Source organism: Pseudomonas sp. VI4.1 (assembly GCF_002029345.1).
Classification (GTDB): domain Bacteria; phylum Pseudomonadota; class Gammaproteobacteria; order Pseudomonadales; family Pseudomonadaceae; genus Aquipseudomonas.
In genome coordinates, this window is the sequence record NZ_MULM01000107.1 from 1 (window position 1) to 16,713 (window position 16,713).

Below are 16,713 nucleotides of genomic sequence, written 5' to 3' on the forward strand. Positions count from 1 at the left end.
GTCTTGCAGAGACACGGCGGTGACGCCATCGCCAGCAAGCCGGCTCCTACAGCCCCCTTCCTTAAGGAATTTTCAGCAGTGCCGCGTCGCATCAACAGAGCGCTAAAGACGCTCAGTGTTTTGGTTTTAACCCTGGCAATCAGCGGCTGCATCGGAACCGCAGGCATTGCCCCACAGGGCAAGGCACTGGAGGCCGATTCACTGGCCACCGACGAAGCCATCCAGAGCGCTGCGCAGGACGCTCACTGGCCCGCCGCTCAATGGTGGCAGGCGTATGGCGACCCGCAACTGAACCGCTGGATCGACCTCGCCGTGCAAGGCAGCCCGACCATCGCCATGGCCGCCGCCCGGGTCCGTCAGGCCAGATCCATGGCGGGCATCGCGCAATCCGCCGAGTCACTGCAGATCAATGCCGAGTCCACGCTCAAGCGCCACAACTGGCCCACCGACCCGTTCTACGGCCCTGGCGATCTGGCCAACACCACCACCTGGGACAACAATGCGGCGCTGGGCTTCAGCTACGCCCTCGACCTCTGGGGCCTCGAAAGCAACAGCACCGAACGCGCCGTGGACCTGGCCCACATGAGCGTCGCCGAAGCGCGCCTGGCCCAGCTCGAATTGCAGAACAACGTGGTGCGCGCCTACATCGAGCTCTCGCTGCACTACGCGCAACGGGACATCGTCGCCGCGACCCTGAAGCAGCAACAGCAAATTCTCGACCTGGCGCAAAAGCGCCTCGACGGCGGAATCGGCACGCATTTCGAAGTCAGCCAGGCCGAGACGCCCTTGCCGGAAACCCATCGCCAGATCGATGCGCTGGACGAGGAGATCGCGCTGAGTCGCAACCAGCTCGCCGCGCTGGCCGGCAAGGGGCCGGGGGAGGGCGCGCAGTTGCAACGGCCGACGTTGTCGTTGGGCACGGCGCTGAAATTGCCGTCGTCGCTGCCGGCGCAACTGCTCGGTCAACGCCCGGACGTGGTCGCCAGCCGCTGGCAAGTGGCGGCGCTGGCGCGGGGAATCGATGTCGCTCACGCGGGCTTCTATCCCAACGTCGATCTGGTCGGCAGCCTCGGCTACATGGCCACCGGCGGCGGTGCGCTGGAGTTTTTGACTGGCAAGAAGCTCAACTACAACGTCGGCCCGGCGATCTCCTTGCCGATCTTCGACGGCGGTCGCTTGCGTGCCGAACTGGGCGAAGCCTCCGCCGGTTATGACATCGCCGTGGCCAGGTACAACCAGACGCTGGTCAACGCGCTGAAAAACATCTCCGACCAGTTGATCCGCCGCGAGTCCATGGACAAGCAGCAACACTTCGCCGCCGAGTCCGTCGCCACCGCGCAGAAAACCTACGACATCGCGATGATCGCCTACCAGCGCGGCCTCACCGACTACCTCAACGTGCTCAATGCCCAGACCCTGTTGTTCAAGCAGCAGCAAGTGCAGCAACAGGTGCAGGCCGCGCGGCTGAGCGCTCATGCCGAACTGGTGACGGCGCTCGGCGGTGGACTTGGCGCGGGCAACGATGTGCCGACAGACAGCCAGACCCAGGCACCGAAAACCCCGGCCATTCTCACGAGCCTCTCGAATTGAACACCGATCCTGTAGGAGCTGGCTTGCCAGCGAAAGCGGTGTGTCAGGCGACACATGTATTAACTGACACACCGCCTTCGCTGGCAAGCCAGCTCCTACAGGGGATCAGTTTTCGCCGCACCACCTTCGACAATTGAGCAGGATCTGATGACTCCCTTGCCCGCACCTTTGCGCTGGCTGTATTCCCTGGAATGGCGCCGGGGTTTTTTCGACTGGGCACGCAGTGACGGCGTGACCTGGGTCTACATTTTCAAAGTGCTGTTCGCCGCGTTCCTGACCTTGTGGCTGGCGATGCGCCTGGAATTGCCGCAACCGCGCACGGCGATGATCACCGTGTTCATCGTCATGCAGCCGCAAAGCGGCCAGGTGTTCGCCAAGAGTTTCTATCGCTTCCTCGGCACATTGACCGGCTCGGCGGTGATGGTTGCGCTGATTGCCTTGTTCGCGCAGAACACCGAACTGTTCCTCGGCTCGCTGGCGATCTGGGTGGGCATTTGTTCGGCTGGCGCGGCGCGATATCGCAACTTTCGCGCCTATGGTTTTGTGCTCGCCGGGTACACCGCCGCCATGGTCGGCTTGCCTGCATTGGCTCACCCGGACGGCGCATTCATGGCCGCGGTGTGGCGGGTGCTGGAAATCTCTTTGGGGATTCTTTGCGCCACGGTGGTCAGCGCCGCGATCCTGCCGCAAACCGCCAGCGCCGCGATGCGCAACGCCCTGTATCAGCGCTTCGGCGTGTTCGCGTTGTTCGTCACCGATGGGTTGCGCGGCCGCAGCAAACGCGATGCGTTCGAAGCGAGCAACGTGCGCTTTATCGCTGAAGCCGTGGGGCTGGAAGGCTTGCGCAGCGTCACGGTGTTCGAAGACCCGCACATGCGCCGGCGCAACGGTCGGCTCAGTCGCCTGAACAGCGAGTTCATGGGCATCACCACGCGGTTCAACGCCTTGCACCAATTGCTCGAACGCTTGCGCAGCCATGGCACCGATCACGTTGTCGCGGCGATCAAGCCGGGGCTGCAGGACCTTGCCGAATTGCTCGACGGTTTCAGCGGCCGCGCCCTGACCAGTCCCGACGCCGCACGGCTGACAGCTGCATTGACGCTTTATAAGGCCAACTTGCCGGCGACAGTCCGCCACCTGCGGGCGACGTTTGAAGAGAGCGATCCGAGCGACGCCGAACAGCTGGATTTCCACACCGCCTACGAATTGCTCTATCGCTTCGTCGACGACTTGCACAGTTATGCACAGACCCATGCCTCCCTGGCCGATCACAGCCACGAGCGGGAACGCTGGGACGAGCCGTTCACCCCGCAGACCAACTGGCTGGCATCAGCCGCCTCGGGGATTCGTGCCGCGTTCATTCTGCTGGCGCTGGGCAGCTATTGGGTCGCCACGGCATGGCCGAGCGGGGCGACCATGACCCTGATTGCCGCGGCCACCGTGGGCCTTTCAGCCGCCACGCCGAACCCGAAACGCATGGCGTTTCAGATGGCCTGCGGCACTCTGTTGGGCGCCTTGATCGGCTTCGTCGAGATGTTTTTCATCTTCCCGTGGATCGATGGCTTTCCATTGCTCTGCGTGATGCTCGCGCCGGTGATCGTGCTCGGCTCGTTCCTCAGCTCACGCCCGCAATACGCCGGGGTCGGCCTTGGCTTGCTGATTTTCTTCAGCACCGGTTCGGTGCCGGACAACCTCACCGTCTACAACCCCTACGCCTTCATCAACGACTACATCGCCATGGTGCTCGGCATGCTGGTGTGCGCGGCGGCCGGGGCGATCATCCTGCCGCCCAACAGCCGCTGGTTATGGCGGCGGCTGGAGCAGGACTTGCGTGGTCAGGTGGTCTACGCCATCAGCGGCAAACTCAAGGGCCTGGCATCGAGTTTCGAAAGCCGCACGCGGGATTTGCTGCACCAGGCCTACGGTCTCGCCGCGGGCCAGCCGCAGGTGCAGCGGGACCTGCTGCGCTGGATGTTCGTGGTGCTGGAAGTCGGCCACGCGATCATCGAGTTACGCAAGGAACAGGCGATCCTGCCGGTGCATCCGGCCTACGCCGAATCGCAGCCGTGGCGCCAGGCGATCCGGGTGATGGGCCGCTCGCTGGTGCGACTGTTTCTGCAGCCGAGCCAGAGCAATCTGCAGCGCGGGCTGATCGCCGTGGATCACGCCATCAGTCGCGTGCAAGCCACCGATGAACCCTTCGCCCCGCACTTCGATACCTCGGCATTGCGCCGGGTGAAGAGCTACCTGCACTTCATCCGCACCTCTCTGCTCGATCCGCAATCACCACTCGCGGCCTACGCTACGCAGCCTCAAGGACTTGAACATGCCCCGTGAAATCGCCTTCCACGGCGTGTACATGCCGACCATGACGCTGATGTTTTTCATCGCCGCGGCGCTGGCCTGGGCACTTGACCGATTTATGTCCGGGTACGATCTGTACCGCTTCTTCTGGCACCCGGCGTTGCTGCGCCTGAGTTTGTTTACCTGTCTGTTCGGCGCCCTGGCGCTGACTGTCTATCACTGACTCTCTATCACTGAAGAAGGCCCTGATGAAAAAGCTTTTCAGCCTGCTCGCCACCCTGCTGGTACTGGCCCTCGCGCTATGGATCGGACGGACCCTGTGGGTGCATTACATGAACACGCCGTGGACCCGCGATGGCCGGGTGCGCGCCGATATCATCAACGTCGCCGCCGACGTCACCGGGGAAGTGGTGGACGTACCGGTGCGCGATAACCAACTGGTGAAGAAGGGCGATCTGCTGATGCGCATCGACCCCGAGCACTATCGTATTGCAGTCAAGCAGGCGCAGTCGTTGGTCGCCTCGCGCAAGTCGACATGGGAGATGCGCAAGGTCAACGCCCATCGCCGCGCCGACATGGACAACCTGGTGATCTCCAGGGAAAACCGCGACGACGCCAGCAACATCGCCGACTCGGCCCTGGCCGATTACCAGCATGCCCAGGCCCAGCTGGAAGCGGCCGAACTGAACCTCAAACGCACCGAAGTACGGTCAGCGGTGGATGGCTACGTGACCAACCTCAACGTGCATCGCGGCGACTATGCGCGCATCGGCGAAGCGAAAATGGCCGTGGTCGACATGAACTCGTTCTGGGTCTACGGCTTCTTCGAAGAAACCAAACTGCCCCATGTGCGGGTTGGCGACAAGGCCGACATGCAATTGATGAGTGGCGAAGTGCTCAAGGGGCACGTGGAGAGTATTTCCCGCGGTATCTATGACCGTGATAACCCCGAGAGCCGTGAACTGATCGCCGATGTGAACCCGACTTTTAACTGGGTGCGCCTGGCGCAACGGGTGCCGGTGCGGATTCACATCGATGAAGTGCCGGAGGGGGTACTGTTGGCGGCGGGGATTACTTGTACGGTGGTTGTTAACTGACCGTAAGGCCGCGACTCGGTCTATCAGAAGTAAGACAAAGGTTCACGCCTGGCAAAACGTCTCCTGCAAATGCCGCCACACCACCTTGCCGCCAGCCTGTTTCTCGAACACCACGGTCGAGCGTCGATCCGAGTGCAGGCCGGTCGCATCGGTCTGTTGCTCGCGGTAACTCACGGTGGCGCCAGTGTCGTGCAGGGCGATGCCGCGCAACTCGCTGAGCTCGATGCGGAACCCGAGTTTCCTGCCACCCGCCAGCAGGAACAACTCGTTCAACCCGTCGAAATCCAGCACCCGGCCCAATGGCGAGACCATGGAAAACTGCGGGGAAAAACGGGTCAGCAGGTGTTGGAGTTCGGACGCATCCCGTTGCTCGGCCAGCCACTGTTCGATGGCAATGTGGGCCTGGATCACTTCGTCGAAGTATTCGCTGTAGTCGGTCATGTTGTTTCCTGAGATTTTTGCAGAGTTAGTTTAGACGCCTGCGCCGGCAAGCCGGTCTCGCGCTCACAGTTGAAATGCATTTCCCTGTGGGGGCGGGCTTGCCCGCGATGGGGTCGATCCGGTCCTAGAGCTGCCCACGCAACCCGAACCGCTTCATCAACCCCGACTCCAGCAATCCCTTGGGTAACAATCCCGCCAGCAACGGCAACGCCCGGCTGCCATTGCCCAGGCGGATCAACCGTGGCGGTTTGCTTTGCTGCACAGCTTTCAGCAAACCGGCGGCAAATTCACCGGTCGGGGTCGGGTTGTCCTGGGACGCCTTGGCCCGCGCCCGAATGCCTTCACGCAGCGGCCACCACGGCGATTGTTCGCTGATCAACTGCTCGGCCTCATGCCCGGCATTCCTGGCGAAACTGGAGGCGATCGCCCCCGGCTGAACTTCCATGACGCGAATACCGAAGGGCGCCAGTTCCATGCGCAGGGCATCGCTCAAGGCGTGCACGGCGGCTTTCGACGCACAGTAAGCACCGGCGAATGGCGTCACCAGAACCCCGGACACACTGCCAATGTTCACGACTAATCCTTTGGCCCGGCGCAACGCCGGGAACAGCGCCCGGGTCACGCCAACGATGGCGAACACATTGGTTTCGAACTGGCGCTGCATGGCCGGCACACCACCGTCGAGCAGTGGGCCCATCGCGCCATAACCGGCGTTGTTGATGAGTACATCGAGACCGCCCGGTTGCTGGTCGATTCGCTTGCTCAACTGTTCGAGTGCCACGCCATCGTTGACGTCCAGTTGCACGGCGGTGAACCCGGCAGCCGCCAGCGTCGCTACGTCTTCAGTTCTGCGGGCGCTGGCCCAGACGTCGTAACCGGCCTTTTTAAAGGCATCGGCCAGGGCGCGGCCAATGCCGCTGGAACATCCGGTAATCAGCGCAACGGGCATGGCGCGGTCCTTGTGCAATAAAAAGGTGTGATGGCAGGAGCGGGCGATACGACTTGCCCGCGATGAACGATAACGCGGTCAGTCAGAGAAACTACCCTGCAAGCGCTCGGCGCGAAACTCCAGGGTTTGCGGGCGATAACCGGGGCGCAACGGCGGCATCGGTAAACAGTCGTCCCAGTTCGCACCCGGCTGCAGTTCGCCCGGGCCGCGATAGCGGGGCGCGGCGTATTGATTGTCGGCCAGGTTCACCGTATCGCCCGGTGCGTACGCCGCGACACGCCAGCGCAACTCGGTCAGCGGCACGTCGTTGCCATTGTTCATGGTCAACTTCAGCGGACGGTCCGCCGGGCATTGTTCAGGCGCATAGGAGATGCGCAGCTCCAGGCGCGCCAGTTGCTTGACCTCGCGGTTGTCCATCCAGATCACCCAGGTGGCTACCACGCCCAACCCTATGGCGGCCGCCACGGAGACGGGCAGGGCCTTGGCCGGGTAACGCAGCAACAGGATCAGCCAGGTGATGACCAGCAGGACGCCGATGAACATGACGCGAAACCTCGGGAGAAGAGAGGGTCATCCTACCTAAGCGCAAGGGGGATTGGCGATGGGCTTGATTTCGGCGGTGGATTCACGGGCCTCTTCGCGAGCAAGCTCGCTCCCACAGGGATTTGCGTCGATCATAAATCATGTGGCAACACCCATCCCCTGTGTGAGCGGGCTTGCTCGCGAAGGGGCCAGCCGGGGCAACAAAAATCCAGGCAAAAAAAGCCCCCATCCAACCCACTGCGGACGCAGTGAATAGCATGGGGGCTTTTGTATTACCGAGCGTTACTGCGCGATGGTTTTCACCGACACGCCGCGTTCGATCGGGTTGGAACGACCGTAGATATCTTCAAACCGCTCGATATCGTCTTCGCCCAGGTAGCTGCCCGATTGCACTTCGATGATCTCGAGTGAAATCTTGCCCGGGTTGCGCAAGCGGTGGACCGAAGCGATCGGGATGTAGGTCGACTGGTTTTCAGTCAGCAGGAACACGTTTTCGTCGCAGGTCACTTCAGCGGTGCCGCTGACCACGATCCAGTGTTCGGCGCGGTGGTGGTGCATTTGCAGCGACAGGCACGCGCCCGGCTTGACCGAGATGCGCTTGACCTGGAAGCGGCCGCCCATGTCCACCGAGTCGTACGAACCCCACGGACGATAGACTTCGCAGTGGGTCTGGGTTTCGCTGCGGCCCTGCGCGTTGAGGGTGTTGACCATCTGTTTCACGCCCTGGACCGAGTCCTTGTGGGCGATCATCATGGCGTCCTTGGTTTCGACGACCACGATGTTTTCCAGGCCGATCACCGACACCAGCTTGCCATTGCCGTGGATCATGCAGTTCTTGCTGTCCTGGATGACCACGTCGCCTTTGGTGACGTTGCCGTTGGCATCTTTCTTGTTCACTTCCCACAGCGACGACCAGCAGCCGACATCGCTCCAGCCCGCAGTCAGTGGCACGACACAGGCGCGCTGGGTTTTTTCCATGACCGAATAGTCGATGGAGTTGTCCGGGCAGCAGGCGAAGGTCGCAGAATCGATGTCAACGGTGTCGGCATCCTGTTCGCTGCGTTCCAGGGTCAGGACGCAGGTGTCGTAGATGTCCGGATCGTGTTTTTTCAGCTCTTCGAGGAAGCGGCTGGCGCGGAACAGGAACATGCCGCTGTTCCAGAAGTAACCGCCGGACTGGACGAACTCGGTGGCGCGTTTCACGTCCGGTTTTTCGACGAACTGCGACACACGGCTGACGCCTTCGGGCAGCAGCGAGTCGTTGGTCGACTTGATGTAGCCGTAGCCGGTTTCCGGTTTGGTGGCCGGTACGCCGAACAGCACCATTTCGCCGTTTTCGGCGGCGACGGTGGCCAGGGCCAGGGCGCGTTGCAGGGCTTTCTGGTCTTCGAGCACGTGGTCGGCCGGCAGGACCAGCATCAATTCATCGCGACCTTCATTGACCAGCATCATCGCGGTCAGGGCCACCGCCGGCGCAGTGTTGCGACCGAAAGGCTCCATCAGGATGCGCTGGGTGTCCAGGTTACGGGCCAGCAGCTGCTCGTTGACGATAAAGCGATGGTCCTTGTTGCAGACCACGATCGGGGTGTCCATGCCTTCGAACACCAGGCGTTCCAGGGTTTGCTGGAACAGCGTGTGTTCGCCGGTCAGGGCGAGGAATTGCTTGGGGAACTGCTTGCGCGAAAGCGGCCAAAGACGTGAGCCGCTACCACCTGACAAGATCACCGGAATCATTTTGTTACTCCTTGAAAATCGTATGGGTCAGAGCTACTGCGTTCTGTCGTTTCACTCTTTTTCTTGTTTCGTGTCCGGATTGCCTTCGCCCTGTGTAGGAGCCGGCTTGCTGGCGATGGCGTCCTTGAGGGCGCCTTCGCTGGCAAGCCAGCTCCTACAGGGGACCGCGTTTACTCAGCGGTCCTGTGGGTGAAATCCCGGCAATCAGGCAAATGTTTTAGCGCGTCGAAACCGGGCGTTTTACCCAGACTGGCGACAGGCTGCTGCCGTTGCCGGTGACGTACAGCACGGCGGCTTCACCGCGTTCCAGGGCAACCGGTTTCACGTCGCCGACTTTCTTGTCGCCATCGTATAGCGCCAGGCTGACTTTGACCGGGTTGATTTCACGCTCGCCACGGCCCTTGGCGGCCACGTTCGGCACCACTTCGGTCTTGCCGTCGGCGGTTTTCAGGGTCAGGGCCTTGTCGCTCAGGTTCTGTACGCGAACCAGGGATTTCTGCTTGTTCTTGAACGGCGGCTCTTCGATCAGTTGCGGCGCGCCGCTGGCGTTGTTGACCAGGGTGTAATAGTGATCACCGGCCAGTTTCACCGGCAGGGACTGGCTGCCGACCTTGGCGCTGTAGTCGCCGCCGGGCATGAAGCTGAAGTCGGTGCTGGACAGCGGCGCGACTTCGGCCAGGTTGGTGGTGCCAACCGTGGCGCTGACTTCAGCGTTACCGGCGTTGTAGACCCGCACGAAGCTCGAGCCTTTTGGAGCGGTTGGGCCGTAGAGCGCGGCGTCGCCGGCGAAGGCTTGCATGGACAACACGCTCATGCCAGCAACAAGAGCCAAAGTCTTAGCGAGACGGCGAGGAGTAGTAGTGAAAGTCATGGTGTACCTCTCTTTCAGTTTTGCGCCCGGTCGGGCGTCTCGGATTTAGTGTTTGCGGCTACGTTTTGTTGGCGAACGCCAGCTTCTTTGAGCTCTGCGACCCACTGCGGGTCGGCGTCACCGATTTCGTTGTTCACAGGCAGATAACGTTCAGGAAACTCCCAGATCAGCACCTGTGGCGGGCTGTTCTTGAAAGCATCGCTTTGCAGATAGCTGAGCATCGGCAGAATCGGGCCGTGGCCGTCTTCGGCGTAATTGACCACGTCGCTGTGCAGCGCTTCTTTGAGCGCACCGACGAAGTTCCAGTTAGGGTTGGCGCTGTAGCTGGTGCCGATCAGGGCTACCGGTACTTCGGTGTTGGCAAACAGCGCGTCATCACCGCCAGCCTGGCCATCAGCAACCACGGTGTTGCGCTTCTGCAACGGCTCGGTGGCCGGCATCAGGTTTTCGAACAGCGGATCCAGCGGCAGGAACAGACGCAAGTCGCCCTTGTGCGTGACCTTTTCCGCAGCTTCGGTCACGAAGTTTTGCGGCTCACCGCTCAGCGGCGTCTTGTCGGCAATGGTCTTGGCCAGGGTCTGGGCAGCGATTTGCGCGCCTTCCGGAGTCCAGTGGGTGTCGGTGCGCAAGAACACTTGCTGACCGTCCAGCTTGCCCTTGAGCATCGGGCCGAGCAGGTCGGGGGCAATCACCTTGTTGGCCGCGACCTGGGCGTGGAAGTCCTGATAGAGATTGGCGTGGATGCTCGAAGGTTTCACGTCACCCAGGTGTTCCGGGTACAGGCGAGTCTTGGCCGGCACGATCGCCATCACCAGTTTCACGCCTTTCTCTTTCAGGGTCTGGCGCACGCCTTCGACCAGCGCGTAGTTGCCTTGCAGGTTCAGCTCTTCGTTGACGATCGGATTGAATTCCTCATCGCTGTACAACCACTGGTCGCGACCGAGCACGACGCCCGGACGACCTTCGTTGAACAGCTTGAAATCCAGCGCGGCCCAGAGGTTGGTGCCCAGGCGCTTGATCGGGAACTCTTCGTCGTAGTGCGTTTCCACGGCCTTGGACCAGCGGCCGTTGAGCACCGTCGTATCGGCATTGGTACTGAAGCCGAGGAAGCTGCGCGTAGACCACAGGCCCAATGCCGTCAGGGTCAGCATGAACAGGGCGATGTAGAAGATGCGTAATGAGCGGGTCATGGTCAGATCCCTCAGAACTGGAAGTAAAGGAACGGCGAGAAGCTTTGCGCCGAGAGTTTCAGGATCGAGGCAATGAACAGCAGCAGTACCAGGGCGCGCATCACATAACGCGACCAGTTGGCGGTCCAGTAGGCCGGTTGCACGGTCGCTTCAACGCCGACGGTGTAGCCCGGTTCATGGATGCTGGCCGGGTCGTCGCCCGGTACGGCCTTGATCATTCCTGGCTGTGCAGTGGCCGGGCCATTGGCCTCGACGTTCGCCGCAGGCTTGGTTTTCTCCGGTGGCAGGTTGCTGTAGAAATCGCGGATGCCGAAGAACGCCAGGGTTGCGTACGCCACCACCAGAGTCGCCACTTGCAGGCCGGTCAGGCTGGCCTGGTTGAGTTCCGACAGCGACCATTCGCCGAAGCTGAACATTGCGCCGTACATACGGCCGGCGACGTGCAGGTTTTCCGAGCGGAAGATCACCCAGCCCATCACCACCAGCAGGAAGGTCAGCGCCCAGCGGATCGGGTTGATGCTGCGTGGCGAAGTGTTCAGGCCCAGGGCCTTTTCGATCGCCAGCCACATGCCGTGCCACGCACCCCAGATGATGTAGGTGATGTTCGCACCGTGCCACAGGCCACCGAGCAGCATGGTCAGGAACAGGTTGCGATAGGTCATCAGCGTGCCCTTGCGGTTACCGCCGAGGGTGATGTACAGGTAGTCACGCAGCCAGGTGGACAGGCTGATGTGCCAGCGCCGCCAGAACTCGGTGATCGACTGGCTGATGTACGGCTGCTTGAAGTTTTCCATGAAGCGGAAACCCATCATCAAGCCCAGGCCGATGGCCATGTCGCTGTAACCGGAGAAGTCGAAATACAGCTGCGCGGTGTAGGCCAGGGCCCCGAGCCAGGCATCGCCCGTGGTCGGGTTCTGCAAGGCGAAGCAATGATCCGCCACCACCGCCAGGGTGTCGGCGATGAAGACCTTCTTGATGAAACCCTGCATGAACCGCGTGCAGCCCTCGGAGAACTTGTCGAGGGTGTGGGTGCGGTTGTTGAACTGATCGGCCAGGTCGCGAAAACGCAATACCGGGCCGGCGATCAGGTGCGGGAAGATCGCGACGAACGCCGCAAAGTCGATCAGGTTGCGGGTCGCCGGGGTGTCACCACGGTAGACGTCGATGATGTAGCTGATGGACTCGAAGATGTAGAACGAGATCCCGATCGGCAACAGCACGTGGGTCAGGATGAACGGCGACAGGCCGACCGAGGTCATCATCGCGTTGATGCTGTCGACGCCGAAGTTGGCGTACTTGAAGTAGCCGAGAATGCACAGGTCGACGCCCACGCCCAGGAGCAACCAGCGCTGCGCCGGTTTGGTCCTGACGCCTGCCGCACCGACTTTGAGGCCGATCCAGTAGTTCCACAGCGTGACGGCGGCGAACAGCGCCAGGAAGTCCACACGCCACCAGGCGTAGAACATATAGCTGGCGAGCAGCAGCAGCAGGTTGCGATAACGTATTCCGCTCAGGTAGTACAGGCCGAGAAAGATCGGCAAGAACAAAAACAGGAATACATTGGACGAAAATACCATCCCGATCTCTCCGTGTTTAACCAACAGTCAGAGGCCAACGGCCCCCCCAAACCCCCCACCCAAAAAACGGGGGAATATCACTCAACTCAAATCTTGCACTGACCCTGTGGGAGCGGGCTTGCTCGCGAAAGCGGTGTGTCAGTCGACATCTTTATCGGATGTGCAGACGCTTTCGCTGGCAAGCCAGCTCCTACAGGGGTTTTGCGTTTGTCCTAAGAGCCTTTGCCTTTCTCGTAAGCCGGGTCGTAGACCTTGGTCAGGTCACCCCCGAGGCGGAAAGTCTTGAACGGTTGCATCTCGTGCTTCTTCTCCAGCACATCCGGCGAGCAGGTGTAGAGCGAGCAGAATGGTTCAAGCCAGGCGAATTTCGAGTCGACCTTGAGGTCGGTCATGTCCTGTTCCTTGCCGCTCTTCTCTTCGAACTCGTCCTGGTCTTCAACGCCGGCGAGCACGCGGTCACCCAAACGTTTCAACGCGCCGTTGTTTTCCTGACGCAGATCCACACCGTTGACCTGGGCGAAGCTGGCGATCATCGCCAGCGGCGGCAGGGCATAGTTGTGATAGGCGAGCGCACGTTGCTTGCGCTTGAGCTCGTTGGGCAGGAAACCCTCGGCGTCGATTTGATTGGCGCCGACCTTGAATTCCTTCACCGACCAGTCGAACAGGTCGCGGCGGTTGGTGGCGATGGAGGTTGCCATCACCGACCAGGCGGACCAGTACGAGTGGTTGTTGGTTTTTTCCAGCGGCAGGTTGTCCCAATCGCTGACCACTTGATCAGCCATCTTGCTGAACCAGGCTTCGATCAGTTGCGATTCCTGCTGATGGTTCGCCAACGGATGAGAGTCGGAGAACTTCAGGCGGACGTAGGACGATGCCATGCTGCCCAGCGCCCATTTGCGCATGGATTTGCCGGTGTGGTTGAAATCCTTGGACATCAAGGCATCGGCCTTGGCCCAGGCGGTCAACCAGTTCAGGGTGCATTCCAGCTGTTCCGGGCGACCGTCACGCATGTACTGCATCACGTGCTTGCTGGTGGCGCGCTCGATCTTGGTGATGTCGGCAGTGGTGTCGCGGAACGCTTTTTCCGAGGCCTCGTTCAGGGTCGAACGGGCCTTGTCGGAGCCTTCGTACTTGCTGCGAAATTGCAGCGAGCCGGTGTAGGGCGTCGGCATGGCATCACAGCCTTCGCTCTTGTCACCGGTTTTGACTTTTTCAATCGGCGCGAAATAACCCTGGGGTGGACGCAGGGGCGCGGCGGCCTGAGTCGCCCCGGCAAACATGGCCAGGGTCAACAGGGACGGTGCGATCAATCTTTTCAAAGTTCGAGTTTGCATGCATGTCATAAGAGGTTGCCTCATTGCCCGGCTTGAGCGGTACGCTGCCCAGTGCCAGGGAACACGTTACGTTTGCATATCTTCGCTTCGACTTTCTGCGGCGCGGCACCTGCTTCAGGGCCCTGGACTTCGACGGCCAGCAGATTCTGCGAGCCCCAGTCTTCGTCCGTGCGCAACTCAAAGGCGAAACGCCCGTCGGTGTCGGAGGTTTCCGGTTTTTCGATCTTGATGTCCTCGTGGCGACCGTTCATGTACCAGAGGGTGGCTTGCAGGGTTTTCACCGACGGATCGGCGAAGCGGATATCAACCTGGTGGCTGCTGTTCTGCAGGTTCAGGTTCTTGCTGTTGACCATCAATTCGTTCTTGCCCGGTTTCAACGTGGTGCTGCCGGTCATCTGTGCATCCTTTCCTTCGCAACCGTTGTCCAGCAGCGCCATCATCTGGCGGTAGGTGGTTTCCTGATCGAGGCGGTAGAGCGGCGAGAATTCCCAGATCAGGATCTTCGGCGGCTTGGTCTGGAACTCTTCGCTGCCCAGGTACTGCAGCATCGAACCTTCCAGGCCACCGCCGGGGAACGCCACGTTGAGGATGTCGGCGCCGATGGCCTCCTGGAGGAAACCGGCGAAGTTATAGTTCTTGCCACTGTGGCTGGTGCCGACCAGGGTGATCTCCGGATTGCCGGCATCACTGAACAGATCGCCATCGCCGGCTTCGCCTTTAGGCTCGGTGGTGAATTGATCCATGTACTGGATCGCGTAGCTGGTGCCACAGAGTTGACCGGCCATATTGTGTAATGTTCCGGTCTTGCCCATGCGACCCGACTTATGGGTCTCGAATTCACGCTTGGGAATGTCGGCGAAGCCCGGAATCTGCTTGACCTTCTCGGCCACGATCTTCGCCGTGCGCTGGGCGCCATACGGGGTCCAGTGCTGGTCGCCGCGGAAGTAGAAGTCGTGGGCGGGCAGGGTGTCGGGCAGCGATTCGTTGGTCAGTGGCGACAGGTCTGGAACGACGTAACCCATCTGCGCGAAACGGCCGAGCATGGTCTTGTAGTTCTTCAGCGCCTTGTCGAAATCGAATTGGGCTTTTTCTTCCGGGTTCAGCTTGTTGCGGTTCACCAGGCCACGAGTGGGTTGATAGACAACAACGAGCTCCACGCCTTTGCTCTTGAACGCATCGTGCAGCTCTTTCATGCGTTTGTAGCCGGCGGGGGTGGTATCGAATTCGGTGCGCAAGTCTTCCTGGGTCCGGAACAGCCAGTCACCCTGGGCCTGTACCAGCGTGGTGAAGTTCTGCTGGTAGCGCGTGGTGTAGTTCTTGGCGTCGTGGGCTTCGGGGCACAGGTTGCAGCACGGCTCGGCGCTGAAAGAGGGCGCCTTGGCTTCGTCCGCGCGAACGCCGCCGCTGGCCGCGAGAATGCCGGCGGCCAGGGCCGACAGGCTGAGTAATTTGATCAAGTGTGGGCGCATAAAATTATCCTCAGTCCTGCATTTCGGTCTGGCGTTCGACAGGGTCGATCAGCACGGCTTTCTGCTGGCGCACCAGCAGGTCGAGAATTTCATCCTGGCGCTCGCCAAGAATCCCGTTGAAGCTGATGCCGCTGGATTTGGTCGGCGCGAGCATGGACACGCGATACAACTCGACGCTCAGCGGCGAGTCGATGGACAGCGGTCCGCTGCCGTTGCCGGCCAGTTCGCCACCGACGATGATCAGGGACACCTGGGCGTCGAACGGATCGAGGTCGATGTCCCGGTCGGTGTCGGTCAGGTCCTTGATGTGGCCGTAGACACCGGTCAGGCCGTTGGCCATGGCCAGGTTTTCGTACAGGCGGATGTTCACGCTGTTACGAATCCGGATGCCGTGGCGGCGGTTGCTGATCACCTTGTTGCCCCACAGCAGGTTGTTGCCACTCTCGTAGAGGGTGATGCCGTCGGTGTGGTTCTTGTAGATCTCGTTGTAGGCGACCACGTTGTTCACGCTGTTACGGTCGATCACCAGGCCCGAGAGCTTGTTGTCGTAGCTGCGGTTGTTGAAGATGAAGCTGTCGTTGACCTCACGGGAAATGATGATCCCGTGCTTCTTCTTGGTCCCGAACACCGTGTTGTCGGCAATGATCAGACCGTGGGAACGGTCATGGGGGTCGATGCCGTAGACGATGTTGTCTTTGTAGGTGTTGCCCTTGACCACGAAGTCTTCGGCTTCGTAGCAGTAGAAGCCGTACCACATGTCCGAGAACTCGGAGCCGACGATCCAGCCAGTCGGTTCCGGGCGCTTGAGCACCTTGGCCATGTTCGGCGTGTACTGGGAAATACTCACGCCGTAGGACTTACTGTTGGCATAGCCGAAACTGGCGATCTTGCTGTTGGCGATATAGGTCTCGGTACCGCCCCAGGACAGCAGGAATGGACGGAATTCCTTGGCCGACTTAAAGGTTGCCGGGCCGTTTTCCTTCTCGCGCCAGCCGGTGATTTTGGTGTCGCGCACAAACAGCTGGCCGTCGTTGACCAGGAACGAACCGGCCTCCTGGGACAGGCGCAATTCCTGGGTCTGCTTGTCGATTTCCAGGATGCCCTTGTGCCCGACCACGATCGGCAACTTCGCCAGGAACACGCCCGGCGAGGTTTCGCTGAAGTACTGCTTGGGCACCTTCTTGACCAGGTCCTTGAGGTTCATGTAGCCGTCGTCGATGAAGATCGCCTGCGGGATGCCATGCTGACGCACCACCCATTCGGCCATCTTGTTGTCACCGCCGATGAAGTCCTTCAGGGCGTCTTCCTGCATCATCCGGCGCACGCTGACTTTGCCGGGCTTGGTGCGCACGATTTTCGCGGCGATGGCTTCAGCGGTGTAGCCGGAGGTGTCCGGCAGTTTCGGCTTTTCCAACTCCAGGGGCGCGGTGGGTGCGCTGCTGACGGTATAGGTCTTGGCCTGTTGCAGTTCCTTGGCCACGGTGGCCGGCTTCCCTGTTTGAGGGGTTGCCGGTGCCACGCTGGCGAAGGCCGCCGAGCTTGCCAGCAGCATCGCGCCCGCCAGCAAGGTGATCGAGCCTCTCTTCGGACTGTTCATGTGAGGAACTCCCTTCG

The 16,713-nt window shown here is 60.9% G+C and carries 14 protein-coding genes; 4 read left to right on the forward strand and 10 right to left on the reverse strand.

Going from position 1 to position 16,713, the window contains the following annotated elements:
• Nucleotides 1–78 precede the first annotated feature (78 nt).
• From BZ163_RS05890 to BZ163_RS05905, 4 genes are all read left to right on the forward strand, one after another.
• A complete protein-coding gene (locus BZ163_RS05890) occupies nt 79–1,590 on the forward strand; it encodes an efflux transporter outer membrane subunit (RefSeq protein WP_128870148.1) in 1,512 nt (503 codons plus the stop codon).
• A gap of 147 nt (nt 1,591–1,737) precedes the next feature.
• Entirely contained in the window at nt 1,738–3,927 is a 2,190-nt protein-coding gene (locus BZ163_RS05895) for an FUSC family protein (protein ID WP_128870149.1), read from the forward strand.
• The gene (locus BZ163_RS05900) at nt 3,917–4,117 is read left to right on the forward strand and encodes a DUF1656 domain-containing protein (protein ID WP_128870150.1); all 201 of its coding nucleotides are present in this window, start codon (nt 3,917–3,919) and stop codon (nt 4,115–4,117) included. Before BZ163_RS05895 ends, BZ163_RS05900 begins: the two co-directional genes overlap by 11 nt.
• A gap of 25 nt (nt 4,118–4,142) precedes the next feature.
• Complete coding sequence (locus BZ163_RS05905; protein WP_128870151.1) at nt 4,143–4,991, forward strand: HlyD family secretion protein; 849 nt, start codon at nt 4,143–4,145, stop codon at nt 4,989–4,991.
• Nucleotides 4,992–5,033: 42 nt separating this feature from the next.
• Here the strand turns inward: BZ163_RS05905 and BZ163_RS05910 are convergent, their stop codons facing one another.
• The 10 genes from BZ163_RS05910 to algG form a co-directional block, all read right to left on the reverse strand.
• Nucleotides 5,034–5,432 (reverse strand): DUF4440 domain-containing protein, encoded by a 399-nt coding sequence (locus BZ163_RS05910; RefSeq protein WP_128870152.1) that lies wholly within the window; start codon nt 5,430–5,432, stop codon nt 5,034–5,036.
• A 124-nt stretch (nt 5,433–5,556) separates the two neighbouring features.
• On the reverse strand, nt 5,557–6,381 hold the full coding sequence (locus tag BZ163_RS05915; RefSeq protein ID WP_128870153.1) for an SDR family oxidoreductase: 825 nt from the start codon (nt 6,379–6,381) through the stop codon (nt 5,557–5,559).
• Between the two features lie 78 nt (nt 6,382–6,459).
• Complete coding sequence (locus tag BZ163_RS05920; RefSeq protein WP_128870154.1) at nt 6,460–6,924, reverse strand: multidrug transporter; 465 nt, start codon at nt 6,922–6,924, stop codon at nt 6,460–6,462.
• A 282-nt stretch (nt 6,925–7,206) separates the two neighbouring features.
• Nucleotides 7,207–8,658 carry a mannose-1-phosphate guanylyltransferase/mannose-6-phosphate isomerase gene (locus tag BZ163_RS05925; RefSeq protein ID WP_128870155.1) on the reverse strand — a complete coding sequence of 484 codons (1,452 nt, stop codon included), beginning with the start codon at nt 8,656–8,658 and terminating at the stop codon, nt 7,207–7,209.
• 217 nt (nt 8,659–8,875) lie between these two features.
• Nucleotides 8,876–9,529 (reverse strand): alginate O-acetyltransferase AlgF, encoded by a 654-nt coding sequence (locus tag BZ163_RS05930; protein ID WP_128870156.1) that lies wholly within the window; start codon nt 9,527–9,529, stop codon nt 8,876–8,878.
• 14 nt (nt 9,530–9,543) lie between these two features.
• On the reverse strand, nt 9,544–10,719 hold the full coding sequence (locus tag BZ163_RS05935; protein WP_128870157.1) for an alginate O-acetyltransferase: 1,176 nt from the start codon (nt 10,717–10,719) through the stop codon (nt 9,544–9,546).
• Between the two features lie 11 nt (nt 10,720–10,730).
• Nucleotides 10,731–12,296: an MBOAT family protein gene (locus BZ163_RS05940; protein WP_128870158.1), complete on the reverse strand. Its 1,566-nt coding sequence runs from the start codon at nt 12,294–12,296 to the stop codon at nt 10,731–10,733.
• Nucleotides 12,297–12,508: 212 nt separating this feature from the next.
• On the reverse strand, nt 12,509–13,639 hold the full coding sequence (locus BZ163_RS05945) for a mannuronate-specific alginate lyase (protein ID WP_128870159.1): 1,131 nt from the start codon (nt 13,637–13,639) through the stop codon (nt 12,509–12,511).
• A gap of 11 nt (nt 13,640–13,650) precedes the next feature.
• Entirely contained in the window at nt 13,651–15,099 is a 1,449-nt protein-coding gene (locus BZ163_RS05950; protein ID WP_128870160.1) for an alginate O-acetyltransferase, read from the reverse strand.
• Between the two features lie 10 nt (nt 15,100–15,109).
• On the reverse strand, nt 15,110–16,696 hold the full coding sequence (algG, locus tag BZ163_RS05955; protein WP_128870161.1) for a mannuronan 5-epimerase AlgG: 1,587 nt from the start codon (nt 16,694–16,696) through the stop codon (nt 15,110–15,112).
• Nucleotides 16,697–16,713: the final 17 nt, after the last annotated feature.

Excerpts from the sequence above, each read along its gene's own strand:
- BZ163_RS05945 (WP_128870159.1), bottom strand. The coding sequence starts at position 13,639 with ATGACATGCATGCAAACTCGAACTTTGAAAAGATTGATCGCACCGTCC.
- BZ163_RS05910 (WP_128870152.1), bottom strand. The coding sequence starts at position 5,432 with ATGACCGACTACAGCGAATACTTCGACGAAGTGATCCAGGCCCACATT.
- BZ163_RS05930 (WP_128870156.1), bottom strand. The coding sequence starts at position 9,529 with ATGACTTTCACTACTACTCCTCGCCGTCTCGCTAAGACTTTGGCTCTT.
- BZ163_RS05925 (WP_128870155.1), bottom strand. The coding sequence starts at position 8,658 with ATGATTCCGGTGATCTTGTCAGGTGGTAGCGGCTCACGTCTTTGGCCG.
- BZ163_RS05940 (WP_128870158.1), bottom strand. The coding sequence starts at position 12,296 with ATGGTATTTTCGTCCAATGTATTCCTGTTTTTGTTCTTGCCGATCTTT.
- BZ163_RS05950 (WP_128870160.1), bottom strand. The coding sequence starts at position 15,099 with ATGCGCCCACACTTGATCAAATTACTCAGCCTGTCGGCCCTGGCCGCC.
- BZ163_RS05900 (WP_128870150.1), top strand. The coding sequence starts at position 3,917 with ATGCCCCGTGAAATCGCCTTCCACGGCGTGTACATGCCGACCATGACG.
- BZ163_RS05935 (WP_128870157.1), bottom strand. The coding sequence starts at position 10,719 with ATGACCCGCTCATTACGCATCTTCTACATCGCCCTGTTCATGCTGACC.
- BZ163_RS05915 (WP_128870153.1), bottom strand. The coding sequence starts at position 6,381 with ATGCCCGTTGCGCTGATTACCGGATGTTCCAGCGGCATTGGCCGCGCC.
- BZ163_RS05895 (WP_128870149.1), top strand. The coding sequence starts at position 1,738 with ATGACTCCCTTGCCCGCACCTTTGCGCTGGCTGTATTCCCTGGAATGG.
- BZ163_RS05905 (WP_128870151.1), top strand. The coding sequence starts at position 4,143 with ATGAAAAAGCTTTTCAGCCTGCTCGCCACCCTGCTGGTACTGGCCCTC.
- BZ163_RS05920 (WP_128870154.1), bottom strand. The coding sequence starts at position 6,924 with ATGTTCATCGGCGTCCTGCTGGTCATCACCTGGCTGATCCTGTTGCTG.
- algG (WP_128870161.1), bottom strand. The coding sequence starts at position 16,696 with ATGAACAGTCCGAAGAGAGGCTCGATCACCTTGCTGGCGGGCGCGATG.